This is a genomic window from Enterococcus crotali (assembly GCF_000633635.1).
Taxonomy (GTDB): Bacteria; Bacillota; Bacilli; order Lactobacillales; family Enterococcaceae; genus Enterococcus_L; species Enterococcus_L crotali.
In genome coordinates this window covers 1-12,408 of sequence record NZ_AYPQ01000003.1, presented here as the reverse complement: position 1 = coordinate 12,408, position 12,408 = coordinate 1, and the positions used below count along the sequence as shown (strand labels likewise).

Below are 12,408 nucleotides of genomic sequence, written 5' to 3'. Positions count from 1 at the left end.
ATGACAAAAGAAAAAATGATCATTGAAATCAAAGAATGGTTAAAAGAAGCAGCAGGCTACATTTCTGTTAGCTTGACTGGTGAACTGAGCGTTTCACAAAAGTCTGGTAGAACAGACCTTGTTACAAATATTGATGAAGAAACTCAATTGTTTTTGATCAAAAAATAAACCAGCACTATCCTGATGATCGAATTTTGGCTGAGGAAAAAGGCTATGACACGATCGATTCTTTAGCTGGTCGAGTTTGGATCATTGATCCGATTGATGGCACGATGAATTTTGTGATGGAACAAGAGAACTTTTGTATCATGATTGCTGTGTTTGAAGACGGTATCGGGCAACTAGGCTTTATTTATGATGTGATGAAAGACGAATTATACTGGGGCGGTAAAGATTACGGTGTCTTTTTGAATGACCAAAAATTGCTGCAGCCAAAAAATACCTCCTTATCAGAAGGCCTGTTAGGCATGAATGCGTATATGTATGGTAAAAATATTTATTCTGCAGGAGAAATTGGTCAGGCAAGTATGGGGATCAGAGTTAGTGGATGTGCAGGTATTGAGCTGATTGCTATGTTGAAAGGCAATCATATCGGCTACATTTCTAACCTAAGCCCCTGGGATTATGCGGCCGGTTTAGTTTTGTTGGATGAGTTTGGGTTTAAATACTCTAATATAGAAGGAAAACCATTAGCATTTGCTAAGCGGGAATATTTTTTAGCAGCAACACCTGCGGCTTACACAGAAATTCAGGAAAACTTTATCCAAAAATAGTACTTACGCTCGTGACACATAAGGAAAAAAATCAAGAAAATATCGAAAACAATCAGTCTGTCCTGAAAGAAACCATTGCTTTTTTTCAGGAAATGTGTTATTTTTCAAAAAAAGGCAATAAAATATGAAGTTTTCACAACTTTTGAAAGCTTTAGACTATATTTCATGAAAAAAATTTGGTATAATAAAAAGTCGGATTTAATGAACAAGTGACGTAAGGCAAAAGGATAAGGAGCAATTACATTGAAATACAGAGAAGATATTAGAAACGTGGCAATCATCGCCCACGTCGATCACGGTAAAACAACATTAGTAGATGAACTTTTAAAACAATCAGATACTTTAGATGGACACACACAATTACAAGAACGCGCGATGGATTCAAATGCGATTGAAAGCGAACGTGGAATCACGATTTTAGCTAAAAATACTGCAGTTGATTACAAAGGTACTCGTATCAACATTTTAGATACACCTGGACACGCGGACTTCGGTGGTGAAGTAGAGCGTATCATGAAAATGGTCGATGGTGTCGTTTTAGTTGTTGATGCCTATGAAGGAACGATGCCTCAAACACGTTTCGTATTGAAAAAAGCATTGGAACAAAAAGTAACACCAATCGTTGTTGTAAATAAAATTGATAAACCTTCAGCGCGTCCAGAACACGTTGTTGATGAAGTCTTAGAATTATTTATCGAATTAGGTGCGGATGATGATCAATTGGATTTCCCAGTTATTTATGCATCAGCTTTGAACGGAACTTCAAGCAATTCTGATAACCCAGAAGACCAAGAGCCAACAATGGCACCAATTTTTGACCAAATCATTGAACACGTACCAGCACCAGTGGATAATTCAGATGAACCATTACAATTCCAAGTATCATTATTGGATTACAATGATTATGTTGGACGTATCGGTATCGGCCGTGTGTTCCGTGGAACAATGAAAGTGGGCGACCAAGTTGCCTTGATGAAATTAGATGGTAGCGTGAAGAACTTCCGTGTGACTAAAATCTTTGGTTTCTTTGGATTACAACGTGTTGAAATCAATGAAGCAAAAGCTGGTGATTTAATTGCCGTTTCGGGTATGGAAGATATCTTCGTTGGTGAAACTGTTGCTGATGTAGCGCACCAAGAAGCTCTACCGATCCTACACATTGATGAACCAACATTACAAATGACATTTTTAGTAAATAACTCTCCATTTGCTGGTCGTGAAGGTAAATACGTAACGTCTCGTAAAATTGAAGAACGTTTAATGGCAGAATTACAAACAGACGTATCATTACTTGTAGAACCAATCGGACCAGATTCTTGGACTGTATCTGGTCGTGGCGAATTGCATTTGTCAATTTTGATTGAAAATATGCGTCGTGAAGGTTATGAATTGCAAGTTTCACGTCCAGAAGTTATCGAACGTGAAATTGAAGGCGTAAAATGCGAACCGTTTGAGCGTGTTCAAATCGATACTCCTGAAGAATACATGGGTAGTGTTATCGAATCATTAAGCTTACGTAAAGGTGAAATGCAAGATATGATCCACACTGGTAATGGTCAAATCCGTTTGATCTTTTTAGCACCTGCTCGTGGTCTAATCGGTTATACAACTGAATTCTTATCAATGACTCGCGGATATGGTATCATGCACCATACATTTGATCAATATCTACCAATGATTCAAGGAACAATTGGCGGACGCGTCAAGGTGCGCTTGTTTCAATCGATACAGGTAAAGCAACAACTTATAGTATTATGAGTATCGAAGAACGTGGAACGGTCTTTGTAGAACCTACAACTGACGTTTACGAAGGAATGATCATCGGTGAAAACAATCGTGATAATGACTTGACTGTAAACATTACAAGAGCAAAACAAATGACGAACGTTCGTTCTGCAAACAAAGACCAAACATCTGTCATCAAAAAAGCAAAAATCCTTACATTAGAAGAATCGTTAGAATTCTTGAATGAAGATGAATATTGTGAAGTAACACCAGAAAGCATTCGTTTAAGAAAACAAATTCTTAACAAAAACGAACGTGAAAAAGCAAGTAAAAAGAAAAAAGTAGCTGAATAGAAAGAAGCTAGGTAGGTGGAACGAGACTTAAAAAGTTTTGTTCCACCTTTTTTTGTGGATAACTTTAATAAATAATCGAAAATATTGCGTATGTTAGTTATAGAAAGCTTGATAAATAAAGGATTTATTTTTTTTATAAAATAGACTAGTGTTTCACAACAAGCAAATTGTTTCACGCTATGTTGATCCTCCCTTGAATTGAACTATAACGCATGCTAAAATAACAACCAGACACAAAGAACGGAGAGAATTTCATGATTGACATCAAAGACTTACTGAAAGAAAAATTTGGATACGACGAGTTTCGTCAAGGACAAGAAGACATCATCAATCATGTTTTACATAAAGAAAATGTTTTAGGGATCATGCCAACTGGGGGTGGAAAATCAATTTGTTATCAGTTGCCTGCACTTATGCTGGAGAACCTTACCTTAGTCATTTCCCCGTTGATTTCTTTGATGAAAGACCAAGTAGATGCACTAAATATGATGGGGATTCCAGCGACATTCATCAACAGCACAATTTCACAACAAGAGATGAACAATCGTGTTCAAATGGCAGTTAATCGTGAGGTTAAGCTACTATATGTGGCGCCTGAGCGTTTAGAATCTTTTGATTTTCAACAATTACTCTTACATGTGCCAATCGATTTATTAGCAGTAGATGAGGCGCATTGTATTTCGCAGTGGGGACACGATTTTCGACCTAGCTATCTACGCTTAGCTGAAATTATTGAACAATTCCAGCAACAACCAGCAGTGATTGCATTAACTGCAACAGCCACACCTCAAGTAGCAGAAGACATTCTTAAACAATTACACATACCTAAAGAAAATCAGGTGCAAACGGGTTTTGCCCGTGAAAATTTGTCATTTCAAGTAATTAAGGATCAAAATCGAGATGTGTTCCTTTTAGAGTATCTTAAATTGAATCAGGGACAATCGGGGATTGTTTATGCTAGCACAAGAAAAGAAGTAGAACGAATTTATCATTTGCTTCAAAGTAAGAAGATAACTGTAGGTATGTATCACGGTGGCATGAATGAAAAAGAAAGAAATGATAATCAAGAACAGTTTTTATTCGATAAGCTACAGGTGATGGTTGCAACGAATGCGTTTGGTATGGGGATCAATAAAAGTAATGTTCGTTTTGTTATCCATGCCCAAATCCCGGGAAATATCGAGTCTTACTATCAAGAAGCTGGACGTGCTGGACGTGACGGACTTCCTAGTGATGCGGTCTTACTTTATGCACCACATGATCTTCAAATCCAGCAATTTTTTATTGATCAATCTGAAATGACGATTGACTACAAACAAAAAGAATATATGAAGTTAAGAGAGATGTCCCAATATGCGAATGCTCAAATGTGTTTACAAAAATTCATTTTGCGTTATTTTGGAGAGAAAGGACATGATTGTGGCCGCTGTTCCAATTGCTTAGATGAACGGGAATTGGTGGATATCACTGTAGATGCTCAAAAGGTTTTATCATGTGTCAAACGTATGGGAGAGAAATTTGGTAAAGGGCTTGTTGGAAAAGTTTTGACGGGTTCAAAGGATCAAAAAATCGATCAGTGGCACTTTCATCGTTTGCCTACCTATGGATTACTGAAAGATCGAACGCAAAAAGAAGTCAATCAATTGATCGACTATTTGACAGCAGAAAGATATTTAAATCCATCAGATGGCCAATATCCGTTATTATCTGTTTCGCCAACAGGAGTCCAAGTTCTTTTGGGACAGCAGACTGTATTTAGAAAAGAAGATCAGCGTGTTCGAAAAGTTGTGGTCAATGATGGACTCTTTGAAACGTTAAGAGCATTACGGATGGACTTAGCGCAAGAAGCAGGTGTACCGCCGTATTTGATTTTCTCAGACAGCACGTTGAAAGAAATGTGTGAAAAACTTCCTAAAAATTCGATTCAGTTATTACAAGTAAAAGGTGTTGGACAAAATAAATTAGATAAATACGGGGAGAAATTCTTAGTAGCAATCGAAACATTTAAGCAATCTGAAGAAAAAAATGTTAGTACTCAGTAAGTATCTAGTGCTGACAAAAAATGGTTGGGTTTGGATAAATGGTGAGAGCAGCAACTAATACTCTGTTCAGGTAACGTCAAGATCTAAGAGCTAAGCCACTAAAAATTAAAGACGACGGAAATAAGTTGACATTGTTGAGAAGCACTAATTTGTAACCAGGACAGATAGTGTGCAATGTCTATTTGATCTCAATAAAATGAAAAACACCAAGTAGACACCAACGATTATCAGTTTATAAGCTCGCAATAATTCATGGCAATTTCCGTAAATTCCCTCTTATTGTCGTAAAACAGGGCGAGGTACATACGGCTTGATGCGTTCTCGTTAAAGGTTCAGCTTGCCGCAGATAAATGGTATTGCGTGGTCCCTACTTGGTTATTCGAGTTGAGTATTTTTATTTGTATCGATTTTTATTTAGGGTAAACAGCTAAGCGTTCATCTTTTAATGGAATGATTTGAATCGGCTCAGCGTAAAAATCTGTGAATGTTGCTTCATTGAATAGTTCTGTTCGCGTTCCTTGGGCGAAAATTTCTCCATCTTTGAGCAACATCAAATGATTAAAACATGGCAGAATTTCTTCAGTATGGTGAGTAACATAAAGAAGTGTTGGGTGAATCTCTTGCTCTGCAATTTTCTGAATTTGAGATAAGAGCTTTTCTCGAGCAAACAAATCTAAGCCATTGCACGGTTCGTCTAAAATCAATAGCTCCGGTTCGGTCATCAAAGCTCTGGAAATTAAGACTAACTGTCGTTCGCCTTGAGAGAGGACACTATATTTTTTCCCGATCAGGATTCACCGCCTGCACTTCTCAAAATAGCTTTTGCCTGTTCAAGTTCTTCAGCGGTATAGTGCTGATAGATGCCGATACTGGCAAATTTACCAGACAAAACAATTTTTTCAGCAATGTCTCCATCTTTCATACGATACTGTAAAGCCGTGCTGACCCAGCCGATTCGCCGCTGCAGCTCAGGAATAGATGCATGACCAAATACTTGATCTAAAACTTCTAGGCGTCCTTTTGAAGGCCAAAGATATCCGCAAATCAATTGTAAAAGCAATGTTTTACCAGCGCCATTCAGGCCGAGAATTGCCCAATTTTCAGATGCTTGAACTGTCCAGTTTACGTTATTTAACAATGTTTTTTTATCCCGAATAAAAGAAACGTTTTTAAACTCAAATGCTTTCATACTAACTCCTCCTTTGTTTTATTTTACCATTAAAGAATGTAGATAGAATAGTAGTATATGAAAAAAGTTGAAAGAAGAAAACGTCGTCAAGAAAATTTCATTGACAAAGCTTTCAAAGCCTTGTATAATTGCTTTTGTTGCGTTATGAGGTGATGAATATGAAATGGTCTTTACTAGAACTAAACAAATACAAAGACAAACCATGTGAATTTTCAGAGACATTGGATTTAAAAGCGTCCCTGATGAAAAGAGATAGTCTGATTCTAGATGTTAGTCCTGTTAAAGCAACCGGGATGTTAACAGTAGGAAAAGAAGAGTATTTGCTTCATTATAGAATCGATGTTATTGTAACAGTTCCATCTTCACGTTCTTTAACACCTGTTCCGCTTACGCTGACAATTGATGTTGATGAGGTCTTTATGACCCTAGAACAGTATCAGCAAAGAGATGAACGTTTGGCAGATGAAGAAATCATCTTGTTGGAGAAACCAACGATCGATTTAGATGAATCAGTCGAAGATAACATTCTTTTGTCTATTCCGATTCAAGTATTATCAGAAGAAGAACAAGTGAGTCAAGAGATGCCAAAGGGTAATGACTGGGAAGTTCTATCAGAAGATGAATATGCACGAAAAAGACAAGAAGAAGCACAACAAACAATGGATCCTCGTCTTGCTAAATTATCCGAATTGTTCAGTGAAACATCTGATGAGGACGATAAGCAGTAAGATTGGAATATATCGTGCATTTTATGCACACATCTTTACAAGGAGGTGGAACACCAATGGCAGTACCAGCTAGAAGAACTTCAAAAGCTAAAAAGGGCAAACGCCGTACTCATTACAAATTAACTATTAAAGGTTTGAATGCATGTTCAAACTGTGGTGAAATGAGAAAAAGCCATCACGTATGTCCAGCATGTGGTCATTACGATGGAAAAGACGTAATCTCTAAAGAAGCATAAAACATTTTTTTGAAAATGTTAAAATCCCCTAGGCTAACCATGGAGCCTAGGGGATTTATTTTGATTAGAAATAATCAAACGGATGGACAATTATCTTCAATTGTCCAAAATCTAATAAATAAAGAGTAGTAAATTAAAATATTCGAACTATTTTGTTTTCATATCAAGCATTCTACGTTATAATGATGTAGATTATAAGAAAGTTCTAATGAAGTTCTTTTCAAAGATAGTGGGAGGATACAAGATGACAAAACAACAATTTGGCGTAGTCGGAATGGCCGTAATGGGAAAAAATTTAGCCTTGAATATCGAAAGTAGAGGATACACAGTTGCTCTATTTAATCGTACAGGTTCAAAAACAACAGATGTCGTTGAGGAACATCCAGATAAAAATTTCAAAGCGACGTATACAATCGAAGAGTTTGTAGACTCTATTGAAAAACCGCGCCGTATTATGTTGATGGTTCAAGCAGGTTTTGCAACAGACGCGACGATTCAAGAGTTGCTGCCTCATTTAGATAAAGGAGATATTTTGATCGACGGCGGGAATACGTTCTTTAAAGATACGATCCGTAGAAATGAAGAATTGGCTAATTCTGGTATTAACTTTATTGGAACGGGCGTTTCTGGTGGAGAAGAAGGGGCATTAAAAGGTCCTTCAATCATGCCGGGAGGTCAAAAAGAAGCTTATGAATTAGTTGCTCCGATTTTAGAAAAAATTTCTGCTAAAGCCGAAGATGGCGAACCATGTGTTACGTATATCGGCCCAAATGGTGCGGGTCACTATGTTAAAATGGTTCACAATGGAATCGAATACGGTGATATGCAATTGATTGCCGAATCTTACGATTTAATGAAGAATATTCTTGGTGTTTCTGTTGATGAAATGGCTGATATTTTCAAAGAATGGAATCAAGGTGAGTTGGATAGCTATCTTGTAGAAATCACAGCAGACATTTTAACACGTAAAGACGATGAAGGAACTGGTAAACCAATCGTTGATGTCATCATGGATGCTGCTGGTAATAAAGGGACAGGTAAATGGACAAGCCAAAGTGCGTTAGATCTAGGGGTTCCACTACCATTGATCACTGAATCTGTTTTTGCTCGTTTCATTTCTGCATATAAAGATGAACGTGTGAAAGCAAGTAAAGTCCTAGCGAAGCCAGAAGCTCCTGTTTATCAAGGGGATAAAAAAGAATTGATTGAAAAAATTCGTGAAGCTCTTTACTTTAGTAAGATCATGAGTTATGCGCAAGGATTTGCTCAATTACGTGTCGCTTCAGAAGATTATGAGTGGGACTTGCCATTCGGTGAGATCGCCAAAATCTGGCGTGCAGGTTGTATCATCCGTGCTCAGTTTTTACAAAAAATAACGGATGCATATGATAAAAATCCAACGATCGAAAATTTATTATTAGATGAGTACTTTATTGATATTACAAAAAAATATCAACAATCTGTTCGCGATGTTGTATCGATTGCTGTCCAAGCGGGAGTTCCTGTTCCAACATTTGCATCAGCAATTGCATACTATGACTCTTATCGTTCAGAACGTTTGCCAGCAAATCTTATACAAGCGCAAAGAGATTATTTTGGTGCTCATACGTATCAACGAGTTGATAAAGAAGGCACTTACCACTATAGCTGGTATAACGAAGAATAATATGTTGGAAACCATGGGATTCAAAAATTTCTCATGGTTTTCTCTCTGCTGTATGGAAAATATGGGTTGTTGCTAGCTTTTTAAGATAAAAGTGGGTATAATGGGTAAGCTTTAAGATAGCTTTTAAAGAGAAAGGACAAATAACCAATGAGTAATATTCTAATTATTGAAGATGAAAAAAACTTAGCACGTTTTGTAGAACTGGAGCTGAAACACGAGGGCTATACTGCAGAAGTTCACTACAACGGACGTACTGGTTTAGAAGCGGCTTTAAATAATGATTGGGATGCTATCCTTTTAGATTTGATGTTGCCTGAATTGAATGGGCTTGAAGTTTGTCGCCGTATACGCCAAGTGAAAAATACGCCGATTATTATGATGACAGCAAGAGATTCTGTGATTGATCGAGTATCTGGTTTAGATCACGGAGCGGATGACTATATCGTAAAACCTTTTGCAATAGAAGAACTGTTAGCTCGTTTGCGTGCATTACTTCGTCGTATTGATATTGAAGGTGACAAAAATGTGGCAAAACAAACAACGATTACTTATCGTGATTTAACCATCGAAAAGGAAAATCGTGTTGTGCGCCGTAATTCTGAAATGATCGAATTAACAAAGCGTGAATATGAATTACTATTAACATTAATGGAAAATGTAAATGTTGTATTAGCCCGTGATGTCTTATTAAATAAAGTCTGGGGTTATGAGACAGAAGTCGAAACGAATGTTGTTGATGTTTATATTCGTTATTTACGCAATAAAATTGATGTTCCTGGCGAGGAGAGCTACATTCAAACTGTTCGTGGGACAGGTTATGTGATGCGCTCGTGAAATCAATAAAAATGAAAAAAGCGGCAAAAAAAGAACTGAAGGGGCCTTCCTTGACAATCAAGTGGGCTTCTGCAAGTTCTTTCTTCATATTCGTTGTGTTCACTATCTTTGCAGTGATCACCTATAAAACCTCAGTGAATCTTATTGTTGAAAAAGAACGCGAAAATGTAGAAAGAACGGTTGGCGAAGTTGGAAATCGCTTAGCTAATGCAAAAGAAAATTTGACAATATCAGAGGTCTATGAAAAGTTAAAGACGCCTAATGTTGATGAACGCGATCTAAATAACAAGAAAGTTTCTGTAGAAGGCTCCTTGATGGAAATGGATACTATGCTTTCAGAGTTAGGGCAGCCAGCTTTATACTTATCGATATATGATACAAAAGGAACGCTTATATTTGAAACCCAGAAAGTAAAAAGTCAACTACTGAAAAAAGAAAAACAGGCGGCTGAAATTCAAACCCTAGAGGACAAAACGGGTTTTTTGGTTATCCAACCCATTTATTCTAAAGAAAATAGAGAGCAAATTGGATATATTCAGGCTTTTTATGAGCTTTCTTCATTTTATGATATCAGAAACCGCTTATTACTAACCTTAGTTGCATTGGAAATCATTTCATTGATTTTAAGTAGTATTCTGGGCTTCATTTTGTCTTCATTTTTCCTAAAACCATTGCAAGTGCTAAGAGATACGATGGATACGATCAGAAAAGATCCGCAGTCTGATATTCATATGCCAGACATTCATTCTAATGATGAACTAGCAGATTTGGCAGAGATATTTAATGAGATGCTAGATCGTATGAGACGCTATATCGAGCAGCAGGAACAATTTGTAGAAGACGTTTCCCACGAATTACGCACGCCCGTTGCAATAATTGAAGGGCATTTGAACCTATTGAACCGTTGGGGCAAAGAAGATCCGGAAGTTCTAGATGAATCCTTAGAAGCTAGTCTGCAAGAAATTGTTCGTATGAAGAGCCTAGTTCAAGAAATGCTAGATCTGTCACGTGCAGAGCAAGTGGATGTTCAATATTCAAATCATACATCCAATGCTAAGCAAGTTGTTTATCAAGTATTTAACAATTTCAAAATTCTATATCCTGATTTTGTCATTACGTTAGATGATGATTTATTGCATGAAGTGACATTAGGGATCTACCGTAATCACTTTGAACAACTGCTGATCATTATTTTGGATAACGCAGTAAAATATTCAACAACGCGCAAAGAAGTCCATATCTCAATTTCTAAAACATTGAATGAATTTGAGATTGCCATACAAGACTTTGGTGAAGGGATCCCAGAAGAGGATCTGGATAAAATATTTAATCGTTTCTATCGTGTAGATAAAGCTCGAGCACGTAATAAAGGTGGAAACGGACTAGGTTTATCGATTGCTAGACAGTTAGTAGAAAACTATAAAGGAAGAATCGATGCAGAAAGTGTTGTTCATCAAGGAACGATCTTTAGAATTTATATTCCGATAGTGGATACCAGTGCGATAGTAGAGTAGGGGCGAAAGTCCCTACTTTTTTGAATAACGAATGATCATACAGTTCGAGATGTTTAACGAGCCGGGAAAAACGAATGCTTGGACAAACTTTAAACGATTTGTTCGTCAACGAAAAAAACAAACAAAAATAGACATTTTCTAGTTGCATTTTATGATAAGACTTGTTATATTTATACATGTTCTACTGAGTGTACGTCACTTGAAAAGAGACAGAAAAAAATATTTTTTTCCTCTTGACGAGTATAAGATATTCATGATAGAATAACAAAGTTGTTAATTAAGAAACAGCAAAACAACTTGAAAAATCAAGAAGAAAGTTGTTGACAAATAACAAACAACCTGATAAACTAATGAAGTTGTCGCGAAACATTCGATAACATCAAGCAGAAAAAAACTTTGAAACTTTTTTAAAAAAAGTATTGACATCAAATCGAAGATTTGATATGATATAAAAGTTGCTGCGAGGTAACACAGTAGACCTTTGAAAACTGAACAAAGTAAGACGAACCAAATGTGTAGGTTGTTTTTACAACRGTAAAAACAAACAACAATTTTTAACAAAGCGAAGCAATATGCTAGCAAACAAATGAGCTTAACAATCTTCGGATTGTGTTCAACTTTTATTATGAGAGTTTGATCCTGGCTCAGGACGAACGCTGGCGGCGTGCCTAATACATGCAAGTCGAACGCTTCTTTTCTACCGAGTGCTTGCACTCATTTGAAAAGAGGAGTGGCGGACGGGTGAGTAACACGTGGGTAACCTACCCATCAGAGGGGGATAACACTTGGAAACAGGTGCTAATACCGCATAACAGTCGACACCGCATGGTGTTGATTTGAAAGACGCTTTCGGGTGTCACTGATGGATGGACCCGCGGTGCATTAGCTAGTTGGTGAGGTAACGGCTCACCAAGGCCATGATGCATAGCCGACCTGAGAGGGTGATCGGCCACACTGGGACTGAGACACGGCCCAGACTCCTACGGGAGGCAGCAGTAGGGAATCTTCGGCAATGGACGAAAGTCTGACCGAGCAACGCCGCGTGAGTGAAGAAGGTTTTCGGATCGTAAAACTCTGTTGTTAGAGAAGAACAAGTAGGAGAGTAACTGCTCTTCCTTGACGGTATCTAACCAGAAAGCCACGGCTAACTACGTGCCAGCAGCCGCGGTAATACGTAGGTGGCAAGCGTTGTCCGGATTTATTGGGCGTAAAGCGAGCGCAGGCGGTTTCTTAAGTCTGATGTGAAAGCCCCCGGCTCAACCGGGGAGGGTCATTGGAAACTGGGAGACTTGAGTGCAGAAGAGGAGAGTGGAATTCCATGTGTAGCGGTGAAATGCGTAGATATATG

At 37.7% G+C, this 12,408-nt stretch carries 6 protein-coding genes, 1 rRNA gene and 3 pseudogenes; 9 read left to right on the top strand and 1 reads right to left on the bottom strand.

Features of this window, described 5'->3' with window-relative positions; all coding sequences use genetic code 11:
* The 3 genes and pseudogenes from V192_RS19725 to recQ all read left to right on the top strand — a co-directional run bounded on the left by V192_RS19725 (position 1) and on the right by recQ (position 4,893).
* A pseudogene (locus V192_RS19725) lies at positions 1–773 on the top strand (inositol monophosphatase family protein).
* A 243-nt stretch (positions 774–1,016) separates the two neighbouring features.
* Positions 1,017–2,851 (top strand): annotated as a pseudogene (gene typA, locus V192_RS19720) (translational GTPase TypA).
* A 254-nt stretch (positions 2,852–3,105) separates the two neighbouring features.
* Positions 3,106–4,893: a DNA helicase RecQ gene (recQ, locus tag V192_RS0108380; protein ID WP_025870787.1), complete on the top strand. Its 1,788-nt coding sequence runs from the start codon at positions 3,106–3,108 to the stop codon at positions 4,891–4,893.
* A 410-nt stretch (positions 4,894–5,303) separates the two neighbouring features.
* On the opposite strand, the pseudogene V192_RS19715 reads toward recQ, so the two are convergent.
* Positions 5,304–6,082: pseudogene (locus tag V192_RS19715) on the bottom strand (ABC transporter ATP-binding protein).
* 158 nt (positions 6,083–6,240) lie between these two features.
* Here V192_RS19715 and V192_RS0108370 point away from each other — a divergent pair.
* The 6 genes from V192_RS0108370 to V192_RS0108345 all read left to right on the top strand — a co-directional run.
* Positions 6,241–6,810, top strand: a complete 570-nt coding sequence (locus V192_RS0108370; protein WP_025870785.1) for a YceD family protein — start codon at positions 6,241–6,243, stop codon at positions 6,808–6,810.
* A 56-nt stretch (positions 6,811–6,866) separates the two neighbouring features.
* Entirely contained in the window at positions 6,867–7,046 is a 180-nt protein-coding gene (gene rpmF, locus V192_RS0108365) for a 50S ribosomal protein L32 (RefSeq protein ID WP_010763436.1), read from the top strand.
* 244 nt (positions 7,047–7,290) lie between these two features.
* Positions 7,291–8,712, top strand: a complete 1,422-nt coding sequence (gene gndA, locus V192_RS0108360; RefSeq protein WP_025870781.1) for an NADP-dependent phosphogluconate dehydrogenase — start codon at positions 7,291–7,293, stop codon at positions 8,710–8,712.
* 147 nt (positions 8,713–8,859) lie between these two features.
* On the top strand, positions 8,860–9,546 hold the full coding sequence (locus V192_RS0108355) for a response regulator transcription factor (protein WP_025870779.1): 687 nt from the start codon (positions 8,860–8,862) through the stop codon (positions 9,544–9,546).
* Between the two features lie 11 nt (positions 9,547–9,557).
* Positions 9,558–11,060: a HAMP domain-containing sensor histidine kinase gene (locus V192_RS0108350; RefSeq protein WP_025870777.1), complete on the top strand. Its 1,503-nt coding sequence runs from the start codon at positions 9,558–9,560 to the stop codon at positions 11,058–11,060.
* A gap of 621 nt (positions 11,061–11,681) precedes the next feature.
* Positions 11,682–12,408, top strand: a 16S ribosomal RNA gene (locus V192_RS0108345); the annotation flags it as partial.

Coding starts and splice junctions, on each gene's coding strand:
- recQ (WP_025870787.1), top strand. CDS start 3,106: ATGATTGACATCAAAGACTTACTGAAAGAAAAATTTGGATACGACGAG.
- V192_RS0108370 (WP_025870785.1), top strand. CDS start 6,241: ATGAAATGGTCTTTACTAGAACTAAACAAATACAAAGACAAACCATGT.
- rpmF (WP_010763436.1), top strand. CDS start 6,867: ATGGCAGTACCAGCTAGAAGAACTTCAAAAGCTAAAAAGGGCAAACGC.
- gndA (WP_025870781.1), top strand. CDS start 7,291: ATGACAAAACAACAATTTGGCGTAGTCGGAATGGCCGTAATGGGAAAA.
- V192_RS0108355 (WP_025870779.1), top strand. CDS start 8,860: ATGAGTAATATTCTAATTATTGAAGATGAAAAAAACTTAGCACGTTTT.
- V192_RS0108350 (WP_025870777.1), top strand. CDS start 9,558: ATGAAAAAAGCGGCAAAAAAAGAACTGAAGGGGCCTTCCTTGACAATC.